Source organism: Nocardiopsis moroccensis (genome assembly GCF_055763695.1).
The window spans coordinates 2,716,209-2,740,515 of record NZ_CP199747.1 but is presented as its reverse complement, the minus strand read 5'-3'; the positions used below and the strand labels follow the sequence as shown (position 1 = coordinate 2,740,515).

At 70.0% G+C, this 24,307-nt stretch carries 21 protein-coding genes; 11 read left to right on the top strand and 10 right to left on the bottom strand.

Annotation, left to right across the window (positions count from 1 at the left end; genetic code table 11):
* The first annotated feature begins 20 nt into the window (after positions 1-20).
* Positions 21-296, top strand: a complete 276-nt coding sequence (locus tag ACUKCB_RS12150) for an Lrp/AsnC family transcriptional regulator (protein ID WP_473040606.1) — start codon at positions 21-23, stop codon at positions 294-296.
* Between the two features lie 119 nt (positions 297-415).
* Here the strand turns inward: ACUKCB_RS12150 and trpD are convergent, their stop codons facing one another.
* Positions 416-1,528 (bottom strand): anthranilate phosphoribosyltransferase, encoded by a 1,113-nt coding sequence (gene trpD / locus ACUKCB_RS12145; protein WP_473040605.1) that lies wholly within the window; start codon positions 1,526-1,528, stop codon positions 416-418.
* Between the two features lie 240 nt (positions 1,529-1,768).
* Positions 1,769-2,206 carry a hypothetical protein gene (locus tag ACUKCB_RS12140; protein WP_452546012.1) on the bottom strand — a complete coding sequence of 146 codons (438 nt, stop codon included), beginning with the start codon at positions 2,204-2,206 and terminating at the stop codon, positions 1,769-1,771.
* Positions 2,207-2,687: 481 nt separating this feature from the next.
* On the opposite strand from ACUKCB_RS12140, the gene ctaE reads away from it, so the two are divergent.
* Genes ctaE through qcrB form a run of 4 tightly spaced genes read left to right on the top strand, consistent with a single transcriptional unit; the run spans position 2,688 to position 7,052 of the window.
* The gene (gene ctaE, locus ACUKCB_RS12135; protein WP_473040604.1) at positions 2,688-3,314 is read left to right on the top strand and encodes an aa3-type cytochrome oxidase subunit III; all 627 of its coding nucleotides are present in this window, start codon (positions 2,688-2,690) and stop codon (positions 3,312-3,314) included.
* Positions 3,315-3,331: 17 nt separating this feature from the next.
* A complete protein-coding gene (qcrC, locus tag ACUKCB_RS12130) occupies positions 3,332-4,270 on the top strand; it encodes a cytochrome bc1 complex diheme cytochrome c subunit (protein ID WP_473040603.1) in 939 nt (312 codons plus the stop codon).
* On the top strand, positions 4,263-5,396 hold the full coding sequence (qcrA, locus tag ACUKCB_RS12125; RefSeq protein ID WP_473040602.1) for a cytochrome bc1 complex Rieske iron-sulfur subunit: 1,134 nt from the start codon (positions 4,263-4,265) through the stop codon (positions 5,394-5,396). The genes qcrC and qcrA overlap by 8 nt, the downstream gene beginning before the upstream one ends.
* 3 nt (positions 5,397-5,399) lie before the next feature.
* Positions 5,400-7,052, top strand: a complete 1,653-nt coding sequence (gene qcrB, locus ACUKCB_RS12120) for a cytochrome bc1 complex cytochrome b subunit (protein WP_473040601.1) — start codon at positions 5,400-5,402, stop codon at positions 7,050-7,052.
* 414 nt (positions 7,053-7,466) lie between these two features.
* Here qcrB and ACUKCB_RS12115 read toward each other — a convergent pair whose 3' ends face one another.
* Positions 7,467-9,275: an AMP-dependent synthetase/ligase gene (locus ACUKCB_RS12115; protein ID WP_473040600.1), complete on the bottom strand. Its 1,809-nt coding sequence runs from the start codon at positions 9,273-9,275 to the stop codon at positions 7,467-7,469.
* A gap of 557 nt (positions 9,276-9,832) precedes the next feature.
* On the opposite strand from ACUKCB_RS12115, the gene ACUKCB_RS12110 reads away from it, so the two are divergent.
* Complete coding sequence (locus ACUKCB_RS12110) at positions 9,833-10,345, top strand: hypothetical protein (RefSeq protein WP_473040599.1); 513 nt, start codon at positions 9,833-9,835, stop codon at positions 10,343-10,345.
* A gap of 145 nt (positions 10,346-10,490) precedes the next feature.
* Positions 10,491-11,435, top strand: a complete 945-nt coding sequence (locus ACUKCB_RS12105) for an ROK family glucokinase (RefSeq protein ID WP_473040598.1) — start codon at positions 10,491-10,493, stop codon at positions 11,433-11,435.
* A 92-nt stretch (positions 11,436-11,527) separates the two neighbouring features.
* Here the strand turns inward: ACUKCB_RS12105 and ACUKCB_RS12100 are convergent, their stop codons facing one another.
* Entirely contained in the window at positions 11,528-12,367 is an 840-nt protein-coding gene (locus ACUKCB_RS12100) for a lysophospholipid acyltransferase family protein (RefSeq protein WP_473040597.1), read from the bottom strand.
* A gap of 425 nt (positions 12,368-12,792) precedes the next feature.
* Between ACUKCB_RS12100 and ACUKCB_RS12095 the strand changes: the two genes are divergently transcribed.
* Genes ACUKCB_RS12095 through macS form a run of 3 tightly spaced genes read left to right on the top strand, consistent with a single transcriptional unit; the run spans position 12,793 to position 15,647 of the window.
* On the top strand, positions 12,793-13,590 hold the full coding sequence (locus ACUKCB_RS12095; protein WP_473040596.1) for an alpha/beta hydrolase: 798 nt from the start codon (positions 12,793-12,795) through the stop codon (positions 13,588-13,590).
* A complete protein-coding gene (locus ACUKCB_RS12090) occupies positions 13,587-14,510 on the top strand; it encodes a hypothetical protein (protein ID WP_473040595.1) in 924 nt (307 codons plus the stop codon). Before ACUKCB_RS12095 ends, ACUKCB_RS12090 begins: the two co-directional genes overlap by 4 nt.
* A gap of 3 nt (positions 14,511-14,513) precedes the next feature.
* Complete coding sequence (macS, locus tag ACUKCB_RS12085) at positions 14,514-15,647, top strand: MacS family sensor histidine kinase (RefSeq protein ID WP_473040985.1); 1,134 nt, start codon at positions 14,514-14,516, stop codon at positions 15,645-15,647.
* A gap of 3 nt (positions 15,648-15,650) precedes the next feature.
* On the opposite strand, the gene ACUKCB_RS12080 is transcribed toward macS, so the two are convergent.
* Entirely contained in the window at positions 15,651-16,286 is a 636-nt protein-coding gene (locus ACUKCB_RS12080; RefSeq protein WP_473040594.1) for a molybdopterin-dependent oxidoreductase, read from the bottom strand.
* 369 nt (positions 16,287-16,655) lie between these two features.
* Here ACUKCB_RS12080 and aroF point away from each other — a divergent pair, with 369 nt between their 5' ends.
* On the top strand, positions 16,656-17,702 hold the full coding sequence (gene aroF, locus ACUKCB_RS12075) for a 3-deoxy-7-phosphoheptulonate synthase (RefSeq protein ID WP_473040593.1): 1,047 nt from the start codon (positions 16,656-16,658) through the stop codon (positions 17,700-17,702).
* 61 nt (positions 17,703-17,763) lie between these two features.
* On the opposite strand, the gene thiI is transcribed toward aroF, so the two are convergent.
* From thiI to ACUKCB_RS12050, 5 genes are all read right to left on the bottom strand, one after another.
* Positions 17,764-19,047, bottom strand: coding sequence for a tRNA uracil 4-sulfurtransferase ThiI (gene thiI, locus ACUKCB_RS12070; RefSeq protein WP_473040592.1), 1,284 nt, complete (start codon positions 19,045-19,047; stop codon positions 17,764-17,766).
* A gap of 212 nt (positions 19,048-19,259) precedes the next feature.
* Positions 19,260-20,285 (bottom strand): 6-phosphofructokinase, encoded by a 1,026-nt coding sequence (locus ACUKCB_RS12065; protein WP_191273519.1) that lies wholly within the window; start codon positions 20,283-20,285, stop codon positions 19,260-19,262.
* A gap of 169 nt (positions 20,286-20,454) precedes the next feature.
* Positions 20,455-21,120 (bottom strand): response regulator, encoded by a 666-nt coding sequence (locus ACUKCB_RS12060; RefSeq protein WP_473040591.1) that lies wholly within the window; start codon positions 21,118-21,120, stop codon positions 20,455-20,457.
* A gap of 49 nt (positions 21,121-21,169) precedes the next feature.
* Positions 21,170-23,146, bottom strand: coding sequence for a Stk1 family PASTA domain-containing Ser/Thr kinase (gene pknB, locus ACUKCB_RS12055; protein ID WP_473040590.1), 1,977 nt, complete (start codon positions 23,144-23,146; stop codon positions 21,170-21,172).
* Positions 23,147-23,475: 329 nt separating this feature from the next.
* Positions 23,476-24,306, bottom strand: a complete 831-nt coding sequence (locus ACUKCB_RS12050; protein ID WP_473040589.1) for a thiazole synthase — start codon at positions 24,304-24,306, stop codon at positions 23,476-23,478.
* Position 24,307: the final 1 nt, after the last annotated feature.

Genomic DNA, 24,307 nt, shown 5'->3' with positions numbered 1-24,307 from the left:
CGAACCGCCCAGGAGGCACAGTGATCACCGCGATCGTCATGATCAAGGCCGACGTCCACCGCATCCCCGAGGTCGCCGAGGCGATCGCCGAGATCGACGGGGTCAGCGAGGTCTACTCCGTCACCGGTGGGGTCGACCTCATCGCCATGGTGCGGGTGCGCCGCCACGAGGACCTCGCCGAGGTGATTCCGGGCCGGGTCAACAAGGTGCCCGGTGTGACCTCCTCGGACACCCACATCTCCTTCCAGACCTACTCCAAGCACGACCTGGAGTCGGCCTTCGCCCTGGGCTGGTAGCCGTACCCGGCCGCAGGGGGCCCAACGGACGGCAGGGGCCACGGATACGGCCGGGGGCGCGGTGAACGGCTTCCGTCCACCACGCCCCCGGCGTGTGTCCTCGGCGCTCCCGGCCGTGCCTAGAGGCCCTTGGCCAGGCCCTGGCTGGTCTCCACCCAGGAGGCGAGGAGGCGCTGCGCGGCGCCGCTGTCCACCGCCGCGGCGGCCCGCTCGTAACCCGAGCGCACCGCCTCGGTCAGCGAGCCCTCGACCCCGTCCACGGCGGCCAGGGCGGCGCCGGCGTTGAGCAGCACGGCGTCGCGCACCGGACCCCGGCGCCCCCCGACCAGGTCGCGCACGGCCTGGGCGTTGAACTCCACGTCGCCGCCGCGCAGGGCGTCCGGCGCGGACCGTTCGATGCCCAGGTCGGCCGGGTCGAGCCGTTCGCGCCGGGCCCGGCCGTCGGAGACCACCCAGACCGTGGACGAGGTGGCCGTGGTCAGTTCGTCCAGGCCGTCGTCGCCCCGGAAGACCAGGGCACGGGAACCGCGCCGGGCGAACACCCCGGCGATCACCTCGCACATGCGCTCGTCGAACACGCCGATCGCCGAGGCGGTGGGCTGGGCGGGGTTGGTCAGCGGACCGAGGAAGTTGAACACGGTCGGCACCGCCAGCTCACGGCGCGGCTTGGCGGCGAACCGCAGCGAGGGGTGGAACAGCGGGGCGAAGCAGAAGGTGATGCCCGCCTCCTGGGCCACCCGTACGGTCAGCTCCGGCGGCAGGTCCAGGACCACGCCGAGGCGCTCCAGTACGTCGGCGGTACCGCAGGAGGAGGACGCCGCGCGGTTGCCGTGCTTGACCACACGGGCGCCCGCGGCCGAGGCGACGACGGCGGCCATCGTGGACACGTTCACGGTGTGGGCCCGGTCGCCGCCGGTTCCGACGATGTCCAGGGTCGGGCCGTCCACGCTGATTCGAACCGCGTTGTCGAGCATGCCCTGGGCCAGACCGCTCACCTCGGACACGCTCTCGCCCTTGGCGCGCAGGGCGATCGCGAAACCGGCGATCTGGGCGTCGGTCGCCGACTCCGACATGATCTCGTTCATCGCCCACTCGGTGTCGGCGGTGCTGAGGGAGACCCCGCCCAGCAGGGCGGTGATCAGGTTGGCCCAGGTCCGCTCCTCGACGGCGGAGTCGGTCCGCTCCTGTTCCGGCCGGTTCGGTTCGGGGGCTGAGGCTTCGGGGACGTTCATGGCGTTGACTCCACGGGTGACGAAAGGGGCGGACTGGCGAGACAGCCGTCGTGGGGCGGGCGGAAGCGGACCGCCCGCCCTCAACGGCTCCGGGGGAGGGAGAGGGACAGGGCGCGGCCGCGCCATCGCCCTCGGCCCCATGATTCGGGGCACCGTCTGCTGCGTGGCTGAGAATCCATGTCCCTGTCGCCGTTCTCTCGCTCGGTCATCGCCTGACCGGGTTCGTCACGCCCCACCGGTTCACCCGCTGAGCGCCGCGGTGCGCCGGCGCATGAGTTCGGCCAGCGACTCCGCGAGCGCGACGGGGTCGATCGGGTGGCTCACCACCTGGTCGGCCTGCGACCAGGTCGCCAGCCAGCCGTCGTCGCGCCGCCCCACCAGCAGGAGCACCGGCGGGCAGCGGAAGATCTCGTCCTTGATCTGGCGGCACAGGCCCATCCCGCCGGTGGGCGCTGCCTCACCGTCGAAGACGGCCACGTCGATGCGCTCGGCCGGGTCCTTGGACTCCAGCTTGCGCAGGACACCGGGCGCGGTCGCGCACTCGACGAACTCGACCTTGGGAACATCGGCGGCGGGGCGGCGACCGATCGCCAACCGCACCTGCTCACGGGTGTCCGCCTTGTCGCTGTAGACCAGCACGCGCATCCTGGCACCCGTGTCCGTACCGCTGACCACCATCGCGCAACCGTCCCATCGCGTCTGTCCGCGGCCGCCGCCGTGGGGGGTGCGGCCGTGGCGTTCGTTGGCTGTATGCCTATGACTGTATTGCCTCGAGGTCACCCGGCCCAGAAGGGCCGGGGAACCGGCGAAGGGGTTGAGACCTTCGACACCACAGGATGCCAGGCCCCCGGGGAGCTTCGCTAACCAGCCCCGGGGGCGGCGTTGCCCAACGGTGACCGTTTCGATACCTCAGCGTTGGGCGGGTGGGGTTCAGGCGTCTCGTCGGCGGGTACGGATCGCCTCAGCCGCCCAGGATCGAGCTTTTCCGCCCATGTGAGCGCGTCAGGTGCCGACGGACGGCGCACGAGCGGTTACAGTAACGCCTGAGTCACAGTGACAGAGCTGCTCCGGGCCCTGGCGGCGGTCGATACCGGGACCGATCCGCCTCCTTACGGGGGGTCGAGTACGGACCTTCGCGAGAAGCCGTAATAATGCTCCCGTGGCGACAGCAACCGCGAACCCAAAAACAGCAACCGCATCAGCGCATGGTGCGGCAAAGCGTCCTGACCTGGTGAGCGTTGGCACCATCGTGTGGCTTGCCAACGAGCTCATGTTCTTCGCTGCGCTGTTCGCGATGTACTTCACCATCCGATCGGTGACCAACGGGAACCCCGAGCTCGGCGAGTGGGCGGACGTCCACCTCAACGTGCCGTGGGCGTCCACGATCACCGTTGTCCTGGTGGCTTCCAGCTTCACCGCGCAGTTCGGCGTCTGGGCCGCGGAGCGCGGCGACGTCAAGAAGCTGCGCATGTGGTTCTTCATCACGTTCTTCATGGGCCTGTTCTTCATCCTTGGACAGGCGTATGAGTACTACGAGCTCATCCTCCACGAGGGCCTGACTCTGCAGTCGAGCGCCTACGGGTCGATGTTCTTCATGACCACGGGCTTCCACGGACTCCACGTCATCGGTGGTTTGATCGCGTTCCTCATCATGCTGGGACGCACGTACGCCGCGAAGCGCTTCACCCACCAACAGGCGACTAGTGCGATCGTCGTGTCCTACTACTGGCACTTCGTCGACGTCGTCTGGGTCGCTTTGTTCGTAACCATCTACTTCATCCAGTAACCCGAAACGGGGAAACCGTGAAATGGATTACCGCGCGGCGACGGCATCCCCTGGCGGGGTACGTCGTCGTCATCCTCGCGCTAGCCCTGTTCGGGGTGGGGTACGCCGCACTGGCCCCCACCTCCGACCAGGCGCAGGCGCAGACCCTTGCCGCTGAGGCCCCGTCCGCCGACGAGGTGGACATCGCCGAGGGCAAGGCCATCTTCGACCAGACCTGTGCGAGCTGCCACAACTACGACGGAAGCGGCACCTACGACGAGGACGGGAACGTCACCAACGGTCCCGACCTGCGCGAGGTCGGATCGGCCGCGGTCGACTTCCAGGTCAGCACCGGTCGTATGCCGTCGATGGACCCGGACACCCAGATGCCGCGCAAGCCGATGGCCATGTCCGAGGAGGAACTCGACAACCTGATCGCCTACTACAACGATCAGATCAGGACCGACGGTGCCGGCGCCGACATTCCCTACGAGGTGCCCGGCGAAGCTCCGGAACGTGCGAACTTCGAGGACGAGGAGTCCTACGAGGAGGCCCTCGCCGAGTACGAGGCCGAGTACGACGCCTACATCGAGGGCGCGGACAACACCGACATGGGCATGAAGCTCTACCTGACCAACTGTGCGCACTGCCACAGCTGGTCCGGTGGCGGTGGTGCCCTGACCGACGGCCGTTGGGCCCCCGAGATCCACGACGCGACCCCGCGCCAGATCTACGAGGCCATGGTCAGTGGACCCGGCGCCATGCCGATGTTCAGCGACGGCGTCATCACCCCGGAGGAGAAGCAGGAGCTCATCTCCTACGTGAAGACCCTCCAGGCCGAACCGAACGCCGGCGGGATCTTCGACCTGGACCGAGTCGGCCAGGTGGCGGAGGGTTTCATCGGGTGGACCGTAGGTCTCTCCCTGATCATCGCCTGCGCGATCTGGATCACCGCGAAGCAGCGTGCCCATGACTGAGAACAACAACGACAACAACGCCGGGGACGACGCCAACGAGCGCGTGGTCGGCACCCCGACGGAAACCGCGGACGTGGTGTCCGAGACCGCCCCCGAAACACAGGGTGAGCACGACGGGCCGTACCTGGCCTCCGAGACGCACAAGCGTCCGGAGGAGCAGCAGCGGCGGGGCGAGAAGATCGCCTCGCTGTGGTTCGTCATCGCCTTCCTGGGCGGCATCGGATTCCTGGTCTCGTACTTCCTCTTCCCGCCGAACGCGGCGGGGGAGCCCGCGATCGGGGACCCGCAGATCGCCCAGTACTCGAACATGCTGCTCGGTGGCACGCTCACCCTCGCCATGTTCGGTATCGGTGCCGGTATGACGGTCTGGGCGCGCAACGTCATGCCTCACTACGAGGTGGCCTCGCCCTACGACGAACTGCCCTCCAAGGACGAGGAGAAGGGCTCCTTCAGCGAGTTCTTCATGAAGAGCGCGGACGAGAGCGGCTTCACCAAGCGTCCTCTGATGCGTCGCACCCTCATCGCGGCCATGCTGCCGCTGGGTATCGCCCCGATCGTCCTGCTGCGCGACACCGGCCCCGTTCCCGGGGACAGGATGAAGGAGACCCGGTGGACCGACGGCATGCGCATGTATGTCGAGGGCACCCACCGCTACCTCCGGGCCGAGGACGTGGAGAACGACCCGTACGGGATGATCTCCGCCCTCCCCGCGCTGGACGACGAGGGCTACCCGCACGGGATGAGCCTCACCGACCAGGCCAAGTCCGTCATCCTGCTGATCAAGATCCCGGAGGAGGACTGGGAGTCCGGGATGAAGGAGAAGGTCAGTGAGGACAGCGAGGACACCCACCTGAACTGGACCCACCAGGGCATCGTGGCGTACTCGAAGATCTGCACGCACGTCGGCTGCCCGGCCGCGCTCTACGAGCGCACCACGCACCGCATCCTGTGCCCGTGCCACCAGTCCACGTTCGACGCGGCCAACGCCGCTGAGGTCGTCTTCGGCCCGGCCCACCGGCCGCTGCCGCAGCTTCCGATCGGCGTCGACGACGAGGGCTACCTCGTCGCCCGGGGTGACTTCAACCAGCCGACCGGGCCGACGTTCTGGGAATACGCGGAGGACTAGTCGATGAGTAAGACCACGCAAGCACCCAAGGCGCTGCGCGGCGTCGGAAACTTCATCGACGACCGCTTCCACCTGGCCAAGACCGGTGAGAAGAACCTTCGCAAGGTCTTCCCGAACCACTGGTCCTTCATGCTGGGCGAAATCGCGCTCTACTCGTTCATCATCCTGCTCGTCACCGGCGTGTTCCTCACGCTGTGGTTCAAACCGAGCATGGCGGAGATCGTCTACGACGGCTCCTACGAGCGCCTCCAGGGCGTTCCCATGAGTGAGGCGTTCGCCTCGACCCTGCACATCGACTTCGATGTCCGGGGCGGGTTCCTCATGCGTCAGATCCACCACTGGGCGGCACTGATCTTCGTCGCCTCGCTGGTGGTGCACATGCTCCGGGTGTTCTTCACCGGTGCGTTCCGCAAGCCGCGTGAGATCAACTGGCTCATCGGTGTCGCCATCTTCACCCTGGCCATGGTCGAGGGCCTCTTCGGCTACTCGCTGCCGGACGACCTGCCCTCGGGCATGGGCGTGCGGATCCTCCAGGGCGTGATGCTGGCGATCCCGCTGGTGGGTTCCTACATCTCGATGTTCCTGTTCGGCGGGGAGTTCCCCGGCGAGGACATCATCACCCGCCTGTACATGCTGCACGTGCTGTTGATCCCGGCACTCCTGCTGGGGCTCATCGTCGCGCACTTCATGATCCTGTGGCACCAGAAGCACACGCAGTATCCGGGGCAGGGGCGGACGGACAAGACCGTCGTCGGAACACCCATGTTCCCGGCGTTCGCGGTCAAGGCGGGCGGCTTCTTCTTCTTCACCTTCGCCGTCATCGCCGGACTGAGCGCGTTCGTCCAGGTCAACCCGATCCACCTGTTCGGCCCCTTCACTCCGACGTCCATCACCTCCGGTCTCCAGCCGGACTGGTACATGGGCTTCATGGAGGGTTCCCTGCGTATCTTCCCGAACTACCTGGACTTCACGATCCCGATCGGCGACGGGTACCCGATCATGACCGCGGTCCTCGTGCCGGGTCTGGTCGTTCCGGGCCTGATCTTCGGCGCGCTGGGCGCGTGGCCGTTCATCGAGCAGTGGATCACCGGTGACAAGCGTGCCCACAACGTCGCCGACCGTCCGCGCAACGCCCCGGTCCGCACTGGTCTGGGCGTCGCCGGGATCGTCTTCTACGGCGTGCTCTGGCTCGCCGGCTCGAACGACATCCTGTCGGAGACGTTCTCGATCGACCTGTACCTGACCACGTACATCTTCCGCGTACTGGCCATCGCCGGTCCGATCGTGGGCTTCATCGTCGCCAAGCGGATCTGCCTGGGTCTGCAGCGCCGTGACCGGGAGACCCTGGAGCACGGTTACGAGAGCGGCATCATCCAGCAGCTGCCCAGCGGTGAGTTCATCGAGGTCCACAAGGAGAGCTCGGACGAGACCACCCACGTGCTGGAGAGCAAGCCGGTCATCACCTCGACCGCTCTGGGAGAGGACGAGACCGACGACAGGGGCGTGGAGAATCCCGAGGCGCGTAAGCCCAAGGGCAAGCTCCGCAGGGCTCTGGCTCACTGGTACACGAAGGACAACGTGTCCTTCGAGGGCGTGGCTGCCCACAGCGGCCACCACCTGCACCACTCCGCAGACGGAGACGAGGGGGCCCACTAGGGTTCGACCCACCAGGGCTCCGAAGTGACGACGGACCCGGCCGCACCGCGCGGCCGGGTCCGTCGTGTTTCTCCTGGGTGGCGCCGCTGCCGCCGCTCCGACCCGCGCGGTGCGCCCGGTCCCGTTCCGGGCCCCGTCTGAGGGGCGGCCCCGTCGTCGGAGCCGACCCCGAGCCCCTCGGGCCCGACCCGTGGGGCGGCCGGGGCCGGTAGGGGCCCGCAGCGTACGGCTCAGGGGCGGGGAGCCCCGGTGGTCCTCGCACTGCTCCCCGCCCCGACGTACCCCCGCCCGGACACGGAAAGGCCTGAACCCGCCGAGGACACCCCGAGGAAGCGCAGAAGCCCCTCGGGTACGCGAAAGGGGCCGGCCGCCCGTCGGCGACCGGCCCCCCTCGGCTCAGCGGGAGCGTCGGGCTCAGCCCGTGTAGATGTCGTCGATCTCCTTGCTCCACTGCTTGCTGACGACGTGGCGCTTGACCTTCAGGGAGGCGGTCATCTGGCCGCCCTCCTCGGTGAAGTCGTACGGCAGGATCTTGAACTTCTTGATGCCCTCGGCCTTGGAGACGGCCTTGTTGGCGTCGTCGACGGCGTCCTGGATGGCCGCGTTCAGGTCGGCGTCCTCGGTCAGGTCGGCGACCTCACCGGTCTTGTTGTTCGACTCCTTCCAGAGCTCGAACGAATCGGGGTCGATCGTGACCAGGGCCGCGATGAACTTGCGGTTGTCACCGACGACCATGCACTGGCTGACCAGGGCGTGGGCGCGGATCCGGTCCTCCAGGACGGCCGGGGCGACGTTCTTGCCACCCGCGGTCACGATGATCTCCTTCTTGCGGCCGGTGATGCTGAGGAAGCCGTCCTCGTCCAGCGAGCCGAGGTCGCCGGTGCGGTAGAAGCCGTCCTCGAAGGCCTCCTCGGTGGCCTTCTCGTTCTGCCAGTAGCCGCTCATGATGTGGTCGCCCCTGAGCAGGATCTCGCCGTCGTCCGCGATGCGCACGGTGGTGCCCGGCATGGGCTGGCCGACAGTGCCGATCTTGTTGAACCCGGGGCTGTTGACCGAGGTCGGAGCGGTGGTCTCGGTGAGGCCGTAGCCCTCGACGATGGTCAGGCCGGCGCCGCGGAAGAAGTGCCCGAGCCGGCTGCCCAGGGCGGAGCCGCCGGAGACCGCGTACCTGGCGTCGCCACCGAGACGGGCCATGATCTTCCCGTAGACCAGTTTCTTGAACAGGCCGTGCTTGAGCTTGAGGGTGAACGGGACGTTCCCCCTGCTCAGGGCCTTGCTGTACTCGATGGCGGTCTCGGCGGCGGCGTTGAAGATCTTGCCCTTGCCCTCGCCCTCGGCCTTCTGCTGGGCCTTGGTGAAGACCTTCTCGAACACGCGGGGGACCGCGAGGAGGAAGGTGGGCTTGAAGACCGAGAACTGGTCGATCAGGTCCGGGCCGGTGCTGGGGAAGTGGCCCAGGACGGCTTTGCCCTCGACGACCATGACCTGGACGAAACGCGCGAAGACGTGTGCCAGGGGCAGGAAGAGCAGGGTGGAGGGGGTGCCCTCGTGCTCCAGGATGATCGGCTTGGCCGGACCCTCCAGCGCCGAGTGGGCGATGAACAGGAAGTTGCGGTGGGTGAGTTGGCAGCCCTTCGGGCGGCCGGTGGTGCCGGAGGTGTAGATCAGGGTGGCCAGGTCGTCGGCCCCGACCGCGGTGCGGCGCCTTTCGAGGTCCTCGTCGGAGACGTCGGCACCGGTGGCGCGCAGAGCCTCCAGGTCGCCGCCGTCGAACTTCCAGAGGTTGGCCAGCTCGGGGGTGTTGTCCCGGATGGTAGCGACGCGCTCGGCGTGGGCGTCGGTCTCGACGAAGGCGGCCTTGGCCCCGGAGTTGGAGAGGATCCACTCGATCTGCTCTGCGGAGGAGGTCTCGTAGATCGGTACGGTGACGGCACCGATCGCCCAGATCGCGTAGTCGGCGACGGTCCACTCGTAGCGGGTGCGCGACATGATGGCGACCCGGTCGCCCTGCTCGATGCCCGCGTTGATCAGGGCCTTGGCGTATCCGACGATGTCGCCGTGCAGCTGCTCGACGGTCACGTCGCGCCACTGACCGGATCCGGTTTCCTCCTGGCGACGGGCGGCGACGGCGTTCGGCTCGCTGGCCGCGCGCGCAAAGAGCGTGTCGGTCAGTCGCGCGTCATCGGAGATCTCGGCCTTCGCGGGAGAGCTGTATTCGCGCACGTGGTGCTCCTGGACATGTACGGATTCTTGGTGGTGGGGACGTGATGACCGTAACAACACAACCCTACTCATGAGTAGGACAGGTTGCCGTTCGGTATTCAACGGTGATCGGAGCTTGACGCGTGAGTGAGGGTGAACGCGCTGTTCGGTCGCGTTTGCACCGGCTGCTGCGCGCGGCTGGCCCGGGTCCTCCCCGTGTGGTGTTGTGCGCGTGACCGGGTCCGCCGACGGGCTGGTCGGCCTCCGTCGACCTGCCCGGGAAGATGCAGGTCAGGCGGGTGATTCCGGTTACTTCTCGCGCGGAGCCGAGACTATCGCCTGCCGGGGGCGTGTGCACATCCGGTCGGATCCGTGTCGTTTTCGCCCAAGCGGAGCGTTCCCTCCTTCTTGGCGGGTCCCGTCCCCGCCCCTCCCAACGCTGCCGGGCCCCCGAGTCATCCCTGCCTTCGTCCCCCCTCCTTCCCTGGTTCCCCCCTGAACCTGCCCTGAGACACCTGCCGGTGCCCGGTTCGGGCGGTTAACGTGATGCCACAGGACGCACCACAGGAGGCTCGAACATGACCGACAACAACGGTGCGGGACCGGGGCGGCCGAACAGCGGCCGCCCGGACGGCCCCGACCTCATCGACGACGCCCTGCGCCTGGTCGACAGCCTGCAGCGCAAGCTTCTGGTGGCCGGGGTCAAGCGCGGTGTCAGCGCGGTCACCAGCCCTCCGCCCAAGGACGACGTGTGGGAGGAGGCGATCCGCATGGAGACCAGGCAGGAACGCCCCCCGCTGGAGGAGTTCGTCGAGATCGTGCGCAGGAGTGCCCCCGAGGTCGCCGGGCACCTGGGGAAGGCCGGACTGTCCTTCGCGGACGCGGTGGGGCGGACCTGGGGGGTGGTGGAGCGCTCCTTCGAGCAGGGGCGGGAGGAGGCCGCCCGGGCGCGTGCGGACCGGGAGGCGCGTGAGCGCGCTGACCGGGAGCGCGACGCGCGGGTCGGTCACGAATCCCCTTCCGGTGCCGGAACGGGCGACGGGAGCGGTTCCCAGGACGATGTGGACGAGCAGGTCAAGGCGGGTGAGTAGGGATAAGTGAGAGGTATCGGCCCTCGGGGTGTTCTCGGCTGTCCATGCCTGGTTTAATCGAGTGGTTTACACCATTTGAAAAATCTCTGACATGAACCTTGAGACTTATGTCAGAGTTCGGGCGTAAGTAGAAGGAGCTGCCCCCATGCTGACCATCGGCGTAGACATCGGCGGAACCAAGGTGGCCGCCGGCGTCGTCGACCACGAAGGGCAGATCCTGGACAAGGTCAAGTACCCCACCCCCGCCAACGACCCCCGGCAACTGGCCGAGGTCGTGGCCAAGGCGGTGGAGGAGCTCCGCTCGCGCAGGCCGCAGGAGGTCGGCGCGGTGGGCGTGGGCGTGGCCGGGTTCGTCGACGAGGACCGGGCCACCGTCCAGGTCGCGGTCAACCTCGGTCTGCGCGAGGAGCCCCTCAAGGAGCGCGTGCAGCAGCGCGTGGAGTTGCCCGTGGTGATCGAGAACGACGCCAACGCCGCGGCCTGGGCCGAGGCCCGCTTCGGTGCCGGGCGCGGCAGTGACCACATCGTCTGCGTCACCCTGGGCACCGGGATCGGCGGCGGCCTGGTACTCGGCGGTGAGCTGCACCGGGGGCGCTTCGGGGTGGCCGCCGAGGTCGGCCACTACCGCATGGTGCCCCACGGCCGCCGCTGCGCCTGCGGCAACCACGGTTGCTGGGAGCAGTACGCAAGCGGGCGCGCCCTGGTGGCCGAAGGGCAGGACCTGGCCCGCACCGACCCCGAGCGGGCCGAGAGGATGCTCAAGATCGCCGGCGGCGTGGTCGAGCAGATCGGCGGGGAGTGCATCACGCAGGCGGCCCTGGAGGGCGACGCCGCGGCTCTGGAGTGCTTCCGGATCGTGGGGGAGTGGGCAGGGCTCGGCCTGGCCGACCTGGCGGCGATCCTGGACCCCGAGTGCTTCGTCCTGGGCGGCGGGGTCTCCGACGCGGGCGAGGTCATCCTCGACCCGGTCCGGGCCTCCTTCGCCCGGCACGTCTCCGGGCGCCCGGGCCGCCGACTGGCGCAGGTCCGCGTGGCCGAACTCGGCGGTGAGGCGGGCATCGTCGGCGCGGGCGACCTCGCCCGGCACTGACCGGCCCGCACCGACCGGCACAGCACGAGGGGCGGCCACCGGAAGAACCGGTGGCCGCCCCTCGCCGTCGGCCGCGGATGCCCCGCGTCGACCTAGCCCTTGGCGTCGTCGCTCTCGGCGGACTCCTTCGCGGCCTTCTTCTCGGCACGCTTGGCCTCCTTGCGGGCCCTGCGCTCGGCCTTGCGTTCGGCGCGCCGGCTCCGGCGCTCGTCCTTCGCGCCGGCCTGCTGTTCGCGCCGGGCCTCCTTCTCCTCGGCCTCGATCTCGGCCTTGACCGCCTGCGCGTAGCGGTCCACGTACTCCTGGCCGGAGAGCTCCATCAGGGCGTACATGATCTCGTCGGTGATGGCGCGCAGGACCCGCTGGTCCTTCTCCATGCCGTAGTAACGGGAGAAGTCGAGCGGCTTGCCGAAGACCACCTTGGGGCGCACGCCCAGCTTGGGGACGGTGCGGCCGGGGGGCATGATCTTCTCCAGGTTGATCATCGCCATCGGTACCACCGGGGCCTTGGCCTCCAGCGCCAGCCGGGCCACACCGGTACGCCCCCGGTACAGCTTGCCGTCGGGGGAGCGGGTGCCCTCCGGGTAGATGCCCAGCAGGTCGCCGCGCTTGAGAACGCGCAGACCGGTGCGCAGCGCCGCCTCACTGGCCCTGCCCCCGGACCGGTCGATCGGGATCTGCCCCACCCCGGTGAAGAAGGCCCGGCTGACGAACCCCTTCACACCGGTGCCGGTGAAGTACTCGGCCTTGGCGAGGAACGTGATCTTGCGCGGCAGCGGCAGCGGACCGAAGAAGTGGTCCGAGAACGACAGGTGGTTGCTGACCATGATGGCCGGACCGCGCCTGGGCACGTTCTCCACGCCCTCCGCGCGCGGTTGCCACAAAACGGCCAGAACCGGCCCCAGGATTGCCTTGACCACCCAGTAGAACATCGCTTCAGATCACCCCTGCACACGCGGGGAGCACTGGGCAGGGTCTGCCACGTCTCACTGTCCCGCTCGGCCGATATCGTTCGGAACACTCCCACCGCGGGTGCGGGGGAGGCTGACAAGCGTCATCTTCCCACCACGTGCGGGTAACCGCCAAAGCGCCCGAAACGGACCGCATGGTCCGTCACGTGTGAAGAGGGGCTCACAGGAGCCGCACCGTGGGGGCTCAGTCGAGGATACTCACCGGCGGCGGGGCGCATCGCGGCTGACCCACCCCGGGGGCGGGGAACACGCCGGGCCCGCCCGCGGTTCGGGCATGGGGAGCGCTGACGCGCCCCGATGGCAAACGCCCGTCCGAACGGCTAGCCTCACGCCTGGGGGCAGCCCGCCACCGGAGCCCTCCGCCGTACGATCCCGGGAGCAGACCTGTGAGACCGACCAACGCCATCCCCCTCGCCCCGGGGGCGGAGCCTTTCAGCCACATCGGGTCCGGCGTCGGAGTCCTGCTCTGCCACGGCTTCACCGGTTCGCCCCACTCGATGCGTCCCTGGGCCGAGCACCTGGCCCGGTCGGGGCTGAGCGTCGAGGTGCCCCGACTGCCCGGGCACGGCACCACCTGGCAGGACATGGCCCTCACCACCAGCGACGACTGGTACGCCGAGGTGGAGGGGGCGCTGCTCGACCTCGCGCGCCGGTGTGACGAGGTGTTCGTCATGGGCCTGTCCATGGGAGGCGCCCTCACCCTGCGCCTGGCCCAGGAGTACCCCGAGACCGTCAGGGGCGTCGTCCTGGTCAACCCCTCCCTGGCCGTGGAGGACCCCAGGCTTCCGCTCATCGCTCCCTTCCGCGGCCTCGCCGCGCGCGTCCTGCCCTCCACACCCGGGCTGGCCGGCGACATCTCCCTGGACACCGCCACCGAAGGCGGCTACGACCGGGTCCCCACCGCGGCGGCCGCGACACTCCCGAAGCTGTGGCGCGCAGTTCAGGACGGCATGTCCGGTTTGCGGGCGCCGGTTCTGGCCTATCGGAGCACCCAGGACCACGTCGTGGGGCCGGACAGTCTGCGTATCCTCGCCAGGAGAGCGGTCAACACCCGGCTGACGATCCACCTGCTTCACGACAGCTACCACGTGGCGACCCTCGACCGCGACGCCGCGACCATCTTCGAAGGAAGCCTCGCGTTCGTGCACGAGCGCAGTAGAAGCGGGAAAGGAGCCGCCCGATGACACAACGTCGGGGCAACGGCCTGCTCGCCGACGCCTACGTTCCCCTGATCCTGCTCGCGCCCTCACATGCCGACCGCATGCTGGAGGCGCTCCGGGCCAGCGGGATCGCGGCCTACGCCGTCCCCCTGGAGGAGGACGTCCTGGAACCCACCGGCGGCCAGGCGGACGACGACCCGCCCACCGACCACCTCTACGTCGACGCCGAGGAGCGTACGGCGGCCGAACAGGTGCTCGGCTCCGAACTGCCGGACCTGGGCGACCCGGAGGACGGACCCGATCTGCTCGCTCCGCGCGGCGAGGCCCGCTCGGAGACCGAGGGCGGGGAACACGGCCCGCAGACCCCGGCCGCGCACGAGGGCGGCGAACCCCCGGTCGGCGGCGACCTGCTGGACGGACCTCCGGCCGACTCGGCCACCGAGGCCGCCCCGGCTCGCGACGACGAGGACGGCGTCTGGAAGGACCTGGTCGCCCGCTTCTACGACGACACCGAGACCTCCGGCGAACAGCGCGACCGCGTCGCCTGGCCGGACGCGGAGAACCTCGACGCCCCCGACGAGGGCCGGACGCGAATCGGCGACATCCTCGCCAACCTGCCCCGGGACCGGGACGAGGACCAGGACGAGGACCGCTCCCGCGGGGAGGAGCAGCGTAGGGCCGAGGCGGAGCTCGAAGGTCACTACGAGCCCCCGCCCCCGCCGCCCCTGCTCCAGGGGGACCGGGTCGGCATCGCCGCCTGGTTCGGTCTCCTCGGCGGCCCGGTGCTTCTGTTCGGAGCCGCCTTCCTGGGTATCTCGCTGCCGAACTCGATCATGTTCCTGGCCGTCGCGGCCTTCCTGACCAGTTTCGTCGTGCTCATCCTGCGGATGACCGACTCCCGGCCGCCCGGTGACGGCGGACCGGACAACGGGGCGGTGGTCTGAGCCCTGGGCTTCGACGTCCCCCTATGGCGCGCCTTCTCCCTCTTCCGCGCCGTCGCCCTGATCTACGCCTTCGTGTCGATCGTCCAGCACCACGAGCACCTGGTCCGGCCCTGGGCGGCCTGGGCGGTGCTCGTCGTCATGTCGGTGTGGACCCTGGTGACGGCCTACGCCTACGCGCGCCCGGCCTGGCGCACCTGGCGGCTGCTCACCGCCGACCTCGCCGTGGCCTTCGGCTGCCTGTTCGCCACCGGACTGGCCGCCAGCCCCTACTTCCTCACCCAGGCGCCACCGCTGAGCTCCTACTGGTTCGCCGGGGCCGCGCTGTCGGCCAGCGTCATCTGGGGTCGGCGCGGGGCCGCCACGGTCGCCCTCGCCTACGGGTTCGCCGACATCACCCTGCGCGTGCTCATGGCGGCCGACATCACCGCCGCCACCGTTCGGGGGGTGGTGCTGCTCCTGCTGGCCTGCCTGGCCGTGGGCTACATGGCCCGGGTGGCCGAGCAGGCCGAGGAACGCTTCGCCCGTGCGGTGGCCCTCGAAGCGCGTATCCGCGAACGGGAACAGCTCGCCCGGTCCATCCACGACTCCGTGCTCCAGGTGCTCGCCCTGGTGCGCCGACGCGGGGACGAGATCGGGGGAGAGGCCGCGGAGCTGGGCCGGATGGCCGGCGAACAGGAGGTGCGGCTGCGCTCCCTGGTCGCCGAAGGCCTGGAGACGGCGGTGTCCGGATCCACGGCCGCCGAGGAGGCCCCGACGGACCTGAGGGATCCGCTGCGCCGCCTGGAGAACGTCCGGGTCTCGGTGTCCGCCCCCGCCACCCCGGTGCTGCTGCCCGGGCACGCGGTCGCCGAACTCACCGCGGCGGTGGCCGCGGCCCTGGACAACGTGGAGCGGCACTGCCCGCCGGGAACCCGGGTATGGGTTCTGGTCGAGGACGAGGAGCACGCCGTCACCGTGACCGTGCGGGACGACGGGCCGGGTGTGCCGCCCGGCCGCCTGGCCCGGGCCCGGGCCGACGGTCGCCTCGGAGTGGCCCAGTCCGTCCTCGGCCGGGTACGCGACCTGGGGGGTACCACCGAGATCCACTCCGAACCGGGTGAGGGCACCGAGATCGAGATGAGCGTCCCCCGGGGCTGAGGGTCACGGCGGTGGCCCCGCGCCGGTGTCCTCCTGGTGGGAGAAGCGCTCCTCGTTCCAGGGGTCGGCCCGGTTGTGGTAGCCGCGCTCCTCCCAGAACCCGCGCCGGTCGCCGACCATGTACTCCACCGACCGGAGCCACTTCACGCTCTTCCACCCGTACAGGTGCGGCACCACCAGGCGCACGGGGAAACCGTGCTCGGGGGCGAGCGGAGCACCGTCCCGGTGGGTGGCGAGCAGGACGCCCTCGTCGAGGAAGTCGTCGAGGCGCATGTTGGCGCTGTAGCCGTACTCGCCCCAGGCCATCACGTGGGTGACCTCGGGGGAGGGCGGTGCCAACCGGACGAGGTCGGTGGCGCGGACTCCGCCCCAGGGGACGTCGGGGACGCTGAACCGCATCACGCAGTGGAAGTCGCGCACCACGCCCGCGCGGGGGAGGCCGCCGAACTCCTCCCAGGTCCACCGGTAGGTGCCCAGGGACTCGGTGGCGCCGAACACGCGAAAGTCCCATCGCTCGGGGCGGAAGGAGGGGACCCGCCCGTAGTGCAGGGGCTTGTGCTCGTACCGGACCGCCTGGCCGGGAGGCAGCCGGCCCCGCTCTCCGCCGCCTTCGCCGCCGGTCTCCGTACCCTCGGACACCCCGTCCCCCTGATCCTGTCGTTGCGGCCCCGCGGCCCCTGCACGTCCCCCCGCACGGGGAGACGACGGATTCCTGTCATCCTGCCAGGCGGCGGAGAGAGCCAGATCACTCCCCCCTGGTGTGCGACGCAACGTTGACTGTGCGCTATAGTCACAGCCATGCAGCGAAACTTTTGGCGCTTTTATGGCTACCGGCCCCACTCCCCGGTCGCCTGTAAAGCGCTGCGCTGACACAGACGACCTCCAAGGAGCCCCGGGCCGGTACAGGCCCGGGGCTCCTTTGCTTTTCACCACCGGGTCTGTCTCGACTCCCGGTCAGGCGCGACACCGCGCGGCTCAGCCAACAACCGACGAACAGGGACAACCCACATGGTCATCGTTATGGCGCCGGACGCCACCGCCGACAACATCGACGCGCTCGTCGAACTGGTCACCTCCGCCGGGGGCGAGGCCTACGTGACCCGCGGTGTGAGCCGCACGATCATCGGCCTGGTCGGCAACGTCGAACGGTTCCAGGACCTGGGCCTGGCCGCCAAGCCCGGGGTCAGCGACGTACTGCGCATCTCGGCCCCGTACAAGCTCGTCAGCCGGGAGAACCACGACAGCCGCACCGTGGTCAGCGTGCGCGGCGTCCCGATCGGCGGCGACAACATGACCGTCATCGCCGGCCCCTGCGCGGTCGAGACCCCCGAACAGACCCTCGAAGCCGCCCGCATGGCCAAGGCCGCCGGTGCCGCGCTCCTGCGCGGCGGCGCCTACAAGCCCCGCACCTCCCCGTACGCCTTCCAGGGACTGGGCGAGGAGGGCCTGAAGATCCTCGCCGACGTGCGTGAGAAGACCGGCATGCCCATCGTCACCGAGGTCGTGGACGCCGCCGACGTGGAACTGGTCGCCTCCTACGCGGACATGCTCCAGGTCGGCACCCGCAACATGCAGAACTTCGCCCTGCTCCAGGCGGTCGGCGACGCCGGGAAGCCGGTCCTGCTCAAGCGCGGCATGAGCGCCACCATCGAGGAGTGGTTGATGGCCGCCGAGTACATCGCGCAGCGCGGCAACCTCGACATCGTCCTGTGCGAGCGGGGCATCCGCACCTTCGAGAAGGCCACCCGCAACACCCTGGACATCAGTGCGGTCCCGGTGGCGCAGAACCTCACCCACCTGCCGGTGATCGTGGACCCCTCGCACTCCGGCGGCAAGCGCGAACTGGTCCTGCCGCTCTCGCGGGCGGCCATCGCGATCGGTGCCGACGGCGTGATCGTGGACGTGCACCCGAGCCCGGAGACCGCGCTGTGCGACGGCCCCCAGGCGCTGCTCGAGGAGGACCTGGCCGAGCTCCGCGACCTGGCGGGCACCCTGGCCACGCTGAGCGGCCGTACCCTCACCCCGGCGCCCGGGCGCGAGCTCGCCGCACTGTGAGGCACAGGTGCCCCGGACGCTCGCGAGCGTCCGGGGCACCTTCGTGTCGGTGCCGGCCCCGCTACCCGGCGACGGTGGCGGCGCTGGGCGTGACCCGCTTGGGCGCCGCCTCACCCAGGAAGCTGGGCTTGTGCAGCTGGGCGGTGGTGACCAGCTGCTCGGCCAGCTCCTCGGCGTCCAGGCGCTTCTCGATCTGCCGCAGGTCGCCGATCTTGGCGGCCGTCTCCACCTGGCGCGGCGTGAGCATCGTGCAGCAGTCCTCGTCGGGCAGCTCCGAGATGGCCAGGGTGCCGATCCGGCGGGCCTGGTCCATGATCTCGGTCTTGTCCATGCCGATGAGCGGCCGCAGGATCGGCAGGTCGACCGCGTCGTCCAGGGCGGTGATGTTGGTCATCGTCTGGCTGGAGACCTGGCCCAGGGCGTCGCCGGTGATCAGGCACTCCGCGTTCAGGTCGTCGGCCAGGGCCTCGGCGGTCTTGAGCATCAGGCGCCGCTGGGCGACGATCTGGAGCCGTTCGATGCCGGAACTCTTCAGCTGCTGCTGCGCCTTGCCGAAGGGCACCACGAACAGGCGCGAACCCACCTGGTAGCGGTCCAGCTGGCGGACCAGGCTGTAGGCCTTGTAGATGGACTCCGGGCCGGTGAAGGGCATCCCGGAGAAGTGCAGGAAGTCGACCTTCAGGCCGCGCCGGATCATCCGGTGGGCGGCGACGGGGGAGTCGATGCCGCCGGACATCAGGACCAGCCCGCGCCCGCTCATCCCGGCGGGCAGACCGCCCTGGCCGGGGATGCCGTCGGTGAAGACGAACGCCTCGTCCTTGTCGACCTCGACGTACAGGGTGTTGTCGGGGCGCTTGAGGTTCACCCCGTAGCCGTGGGCCTCGATGATCCTGGATCCGAGGAACCCGGCGAGCTCACCGGAGTTCATCTCGAAGCGCTTGTCGCGGCGGCGGGCACGCACCGCGAAGGTGCCCTCCCGATCGGCCATCGAGCGCACGGCGATGTCGGTGATGGTCTCCAGGTCCTTGGCCACGCGGCGCACCAGGTGTACCCAGACCACGCCCATGACGTTGGCCATCCGGTCGGCGATCTCGGCGACCTCCAGGTCGGAGGCGCCGGGCTTGCGCACGATGATCACACCGGCGCCCCGCTGGGACAGGCGGACGTCGCCCAGGTCGCGCACGGAGTTCCGGATGTTGTTGTGCAGACGGCGCTCGAACAGCTTGCGGTTGGAGCCCTTGAGAACGATCTCGCCGAGCTTCATGAGCACGCAGAGCTCGCCGAGCCCGGCGTCGGCTCCGACCTCGGTTGCGGGGAGCGGCGCGGACTCCAGCGACGCGGACATGGTGCTACCTCCGGAAGATGGTGCTTCGCGCCCCGGCGGGGCGGAGTCGTGGTGACGGAGCCGGATGGGGATCCGGCTCCTCCCAGTATCGAACAATCCCCGGACCGCTCGGTCCATTCCCGCCTTCGTCCGCCGTCCGGTGAGATCCCGGACACGGAGCGGCCCCTCCCCGGGCGGGGAGGAGCCGCGTGCCGGTGCGCGGGGGCCGACCCCTAGCCGAAGAAGACCTCGGCCTCCTCGTACCGCTCGGCGGGGACGGTCTTGAGGGTGTCGGTGGCCTCGGCCAGGTCCACGCGCACGATGTCGGTGCCCTGGAGCCCGACCATCTTGCCGAAGGACTTGTCGTGTACGGCCTCGATGGCGTTCACGCCCAGGCGGGTGGCGAGCACCCGGTCGAAGGCGGAGGGGGTGCCGCCGCGCTGGACGTGGCCCAGCACGACCGAGCGGGCCTCCTTGCCGGTGCGCTTCTCGATCTCCTCGGCCAGCGTCTGACCGATGCCACCCAGGCGCACGTGGCCGAAGGCGTCCTTCTCACCGGTGGCCAGTTCCAACTGCCCCTCCTTGGCGTGGGCGCCCTCGGCGACCACGAGGATGGGGGCGTATTGCGTCTCGAAGCGGCTCTCGACGTGCTTGATGACCTCGTCCATGTCGAACGGCCGCTCGGGGATGAGGATGACGTTGGCCCCGGCGGCCATGCCCGAGTGCAGGGCGATCCAACCGGCGTGGCGGCCCATGACCTCCACCACGAGGGCGCGGTGGTGCGACTCCGCGGTGGTGTGCAGGCGGTCGATCGCCTCCATGGAGATGTTGACGGCCGTGTCGAACCCGAACGTGTAGTCCGTCGCGTTGAGGTCGTTGTCGATGGTCTTGGGTACGCCCACGACGTTGACCCCGCGGTCGTGCAGTTGGCGGGCCACGCCCAGGGTGTCCTCACCGCCGATGGCGACCAGGGCGTCCACGCCCAGCCCGGCCATGTTGTCCTTGACCCGCTCGACACCGCCCTCGATCTTCATCAGGTTGGTGCGGGAGGAACCCAGGATCGTTCCGCCGCGCGGAAGGATGCCGCGCACGGCGCTGATGTCCAGCGGCATGGTGTCGCCCTCCAGGGGCCCGCGCCAGCCGTCCCGGAAGCCGATGAACTCGTAGCCGTAGTCCTTGATGCCCTTGCGGACCACGGCCCGGATGACCGCGTTCAGACCCGGGCAGTCTCCGCCACCGGTCAGCACACCGACTCGCATGCGACTTCTCCTCGACGTTGTGGTTGTCCACGGCGCATGGCGCCATATGGTCTAGACCATAGTGCGCGGGGGGAGCCCAGGCCAACCCCGGTCGGCAATCGCCCTCCGAAACTCCGGGGGCGGGCTGGGAGCGTGACCGAAAAAGTACCGGAGGGGCGTCGGGGGGAGGTTATTCGTCCAGGCCCTGATCGATGGCGTAGCGCACCAGCTCCACCCGGTTGTGCAGGTGCAGCTTGGTCAGGGTGTTCTGTACGTGGTTCTGTACCGTGCGGTGGGAGATGCCCAGGCGACGGGCGATCTGTTTGTAGGCCAGCCCCTTGGCGACGAACCTCAGCACCTCGGTCTCGCGCGGGGTCAGTGCGGGCACCCGCTCCGGCCCGTCCGGCGAGCGGTCGCTGCCGGCCGAGAGCCGCCGGTACTCGCCGAGCACCAGACCGGCCAGCCCCGGGGTGTAGACGGCCTCGCCGGTGTGGACCCGCCGGACGGCGTCGAGGAGCTCCTCGCGCCCGGCCGACTTCACCAGATAACCGGTGGCCCCGGCCTTGACCGCGGACAGTACGTCCTCGCTCTCCCCGCTGGCCGACAGGACCAGCACCCGGGGAGGCTCGGGCAGCCCCACCAGGGCGGCGGTCAGCTCCACCCCGCCGGTGTCCGGCAGGTGCAGGTCCACCACGGCCAGGGTGGGCCGGGCCGCGGGCGCGATACGCAGTGCCTTGGCCCCGTCGCCCGCGGTCCCCACCACCCGCAGGCCCGCCTCGGTCAGGTCGCGGGCCACCGCCTCGCGCCACATGGGGTGGTCGTCCACCACCAGGACCCGGATGTCGTCGCCGTTCATGCCGCCGACGATAGCGTCGCCGCCCGAACCCGCACCAGAGCGGGCCGGGTCAGTCCTCGTCCTCGTCCTCGTCGAAGTCGCCCAGGTCGATCCCGCCGGGGGTGGCGGTGATCGTGATCGTGGTGTCCTTGGGCGCGGTGCCGGTGTGCGACTGGTGCACGACCTCCCGGCCGCCCAGGATGCGTTCGACCTCCACCTTGAACCCGGCGTCCTTCAGTGCCTTGCGGGCGTCCTTGACGGACTCGCCGGTCACGTCCGGGATCTCGATCTCGGGCGGTCCGCTGGAGACGGTCAGGGTGACGGTGGCCCCGGGCCCGAGGTTGGTGCCGGTGTCGGGGGACTGGGTGATCACCTTGCCCTCGTCGATGCTCTCGCTCGCCTCCTCGACGACCTCGACCGTCAGGCCCAGGTCGGTCAGGATCCTCTCGGCCTCCTCCAGCTCCTCGCCGGCCAGGCCCGGAACGGGGATGCCGCTGGAGAAGGTGACCGTCACCGTCTCCTCCCGGTCGGCCTCGGCCCCCGCCTCGGGCACGGTGGCCATCACCTCACCCTGCTCGTGGTCCGGGGAGTCCTGCTCCTCCTGGACGATGTTGTCCGGCTCGAAGCCGAGGTCCTCCAGCTCCTTGAGCGCGTTGGCGACGTCCTCGCCCACCAGTTCGGGCATGGTCACCGACTGCGGCCCCTTGGACAGGAACACGGACACCTCGTCGCCGGGGGAGAGCCGCTCACCGACCTCCGGCTCGGTGCCGCTGACCTCTCCCGCCGCCACCTCGTCGCTGTAGACGTTCTCCTCGGACAGGTCGAAGACCAGGCCCGCCCCGCGGATCTGTTCGCTGGCGGCCTCGGGGCTCATCCCCACCACGTCGGGGACGGGCTCGAACCGGCCGATGAGGAACCACCACCCCGCCACGCCCACGACCAGGGCCAGGGTGGCCGCGCCGACCACCATGAGGAGGTTGCGCGAGGACCGCGGACGTTCCCGATCGGGGTAGTCGTCATCGTCGTCGTAGTCATCGCCACCCAGGTCGACACCGTTCATGTCGACGACCATGGTCGCGTTCTCGGTACCCGGACCGGCGCCCCCGGCGATCAGCTGGGGCGCGGTCATGGTGGCCGCCGCGGGCGCCGGGGCGGCCACCGGGGGCATGCGCCCCGGGGACTCCGCAGGGGTCTCGGGGAGGGTCCCCAGGACCTCCAGTACCTTCGCCAGGTACTGGCCCGCGTTGCTCGGCCGGTACCTGGGGTCGCGCTCGGTCGCCTTGGTGACCAGGGCGTCCACCGCGGGCGGCAGCCCGGGCAGGAAGTGTGAGGGGCGGGGGACGTCCTCGTTCACGTGCTGGTAGGCGATCGCGATCGGGGTCTCGCCGGTGTGCGGCTGGCCGCCGGTGAGCAGTTCGTAGAGCATGATGCCCGCGGCGTAGACGTCGCTGCGGGCGTCGGCCACGCCCCGCTCGATCTGCTCGGGCGCCAGGTAGGCGGCCGTGCCCATCAGAGTTCCGGTGCGGGTCAGCCCCTGGTTGGACTGCTCCACGGCGCGGGCCAGCCCGAAGTCGGCCACCTTCACCCGGCCGTCCTTGCTGATCAGGACGTTCTCGGGTTTGACGTCGCGGTGCACCATGCCCGCCTGGTGGGCTGCCCCCAGCGCGGCCAGCGCCGAGGCCGTCACGTTCAGGGCGTCCCGGGGGGCCAGCCGGCCGCGCGCCTTGAGCAGGTCGCGCAGGGTCTGGCCGGGGACGTACTCCATGGCCAGGAACACGTGTCCCTGGTCCTCACCCTGGTCGAAGACCTGCACGACGTTGGGATGGGAGAGCTTGGCGACCGAGTGGGCCTCGTTGATGAAGCGCTGGACGAAGGAGGGGTCCTGGGCCAGGGAGGGGTGCATCACCTTCAGGGCCAGACGTCGGTCCAGGCGAAGGTCGTGGGCGACGTAGACCGTCGCCATACCGCCACCGGCGATCCTTGACTCGACGAAGTAGCGACGGTCCAGCGTCGCGCCTACAAGCGGGTCGGAAGTCGTCATGTCCACGGCGGAGTTGTGTCCTTGCTGCGGGGAGCGCGGGCGGTCGCGGCCGGTGGCGCGTACCCGACACCTGGTGTCGAACCGACACGATAGCGGAAGCCGGCGCCAGGTCTTGCCCCGCGGTTCACGGTCGCGGTGCCCCCGTACCCACCGGTGTGGCGGCCGACGCGGGGTCGGTGCGGGGCGTTCGCGCCTGGGTGGTCTGTCGGTGTGGGCACCGCCGAGCGGCCCGCACACCCCTCCCACGGTAAGGGACGTCGGCAAACCCGCCGCGATGCCGCGCCGGCCCGCGATCCGCCCGGCTCCCGCCGTGGCGCGGGAGCCCCCGCTCCGGTTCAGACCACGTCGGGGCTGGACGCTCGGGCATGCCGGCGGACCGGGATGCGCCCGGCCAGCCTGGCACCGCGGCCCGCCCGGACGGCGTCGCGCATCGCCGTGGCCATGCGTACCGGGTCCTGGGCGCGGGTCACGGCCGTGGCCAACAGCACCGCGTCGCATCCCAGCTCCATCGCCAGGGCGGCGTCGCTGGCGGTTCCGATCCCCGCGTCCACGATCACCGGGACGTCGGCCTGCTCGACGATCAGTTCCAGGTTGTGCGGGTTGCGGATGCCCAGTCCCGAACCGATCGGCGCGGCCAGTGGCATGACGGCCGCGCAGCCCAGCTGTTCCAGGCGGCGCGCCAGCACGGGGTCGTCGTTGGTGTAGGGCAGGACCGTGAAACCGTCGTCGACGAGCGTCTCGGCGGCGTCCAGCAGCTCCACGGGGTCGGGGAGCAGGGTGTGTTCGTCGGCGATCACCTCCAGCTTCACCCAGTCGGTGTCCAGGGCCTCGCGGCCGAGCCGGGCGGTGCGCACGGCGTCGGCGGCGGTGAAGCACCCGGCGGTGTTGGGCAGGGGCCGGATCCCGTTGCGCTTCAGCACGTCCCACACCGACCCCTGGGTGCCGGGGGCGACCCGGCGCATGGCCACGGTGGTCAACTCGGTTCCCGAGGCCAGGAGGGCCTCCTCCAGGACCTCCAGTGAGGGGGCTCCGCCGGTCCCGGTGATCAGGCGGGACCCGAAGGAGGTGCCCGCGATGACGAGGGGGTCGCCGAAGGCGCGGTCCGGGGTCCGCCCGGACGGGGCGGCCCCGGAGGGGCCCGTTCGGGGTGTGGTCGTCTCGGACATG

Excerpts from the sequence above, each read along its gene's own strand:
- aroF (WP_473040593.1), top strand. The coding sequence starts at position 16,656 with ATGGTCATCGTTATGGCGCCGGACGCCACCGCCGACAACATCGACGCG.
- qcrA (WP_473040602.1), top strand. The coding sequence starts at position 4,263 with ATGACTGAGAACAACAACGACAACAACGCCGGGGACGACGCCAACGAG.
- ACUKCB_RS12050 (WP_473040589.1), bottom strand. The coding sequence starts at position 24,306 with ATGTCCGAGACGACCACACCCCGAACGGGCCCCTCCGGGGCCGCCCCG.
- ACUKCB_RS12065 (WP_191273519.1), bottom strand. The coding sequence starts at position 20,285 with ATGCGAGTCGGTGTGCTGACCGGTGGCGGAGACTGCCCGGGTCTGAAC.
- ACUKCB_RS12140 (WP_452546012.1), bottom strand. The coding sequence starts at position 2,206 with ATGGTGGTCAGCGGTACGGACACGGGTGCCAGGATGCGCGTGCTGGTC.
- ACUKCB_RS12060 (WP_473040591.1), bottom strand. The coding sequence starts at position 21,120 with ATGAACGGCGACGACATCCGGGTCCTGGTGGTGGACGACCACCCCATG.
- ACUKCB_RS12100 (WP_473040597.1), bottom strand. The coding sequence starts at position 12,367 with ATGTTCTACTGGGTGGTCAAGGCAATCCTGGGGCCGGTTCTGGCCGTT.
- qcrB (WP_473040601.1), top strand. The coding sequence starts at position 5,400 with ATGAGTAAGACCACGCAAGCACCCAAGGCGCTGCGCGGCGTCGGAAAC.
- ACUKCB_RS12110 (WP_473040599.1), top strand. The coding sequence starts at position 9,833 with ATGACCGACAACAACGGTGCGGGACCGGGGCGGCCGAACAGCGGCCGC.
- ACUKCB_RS12105 (WP_473040598.1), top strand. The coding sequence starts at position 10,491 with ATGCTGACCATCGGCGTAGACATCGGCGGAACCAAGGTGGCCGCCGGC.
- ACUKCB_RS12090 (WP_473040595.1), top strand. The coding sequence starts at position 13,587 with ATGACACAACGTCGGGGCAACGGCCTGCTCGCCGACGCCTACGTTCCC.
- trpD (WP_473040605.1), bottom strand. The coding sequence starts at position 1,528 with ATGAACGTCCCCGAAGCCTCAGCCCCCGAACCGAACCGGCCGGAACAG.
- thiI (WP_473040592.1), bottom strand. The coding sequence starts at position 19,047 with ATGTCCGCGTCGCTGGAGTCCGCGCCGCTCCCCGCAACCGAGGTCGGA.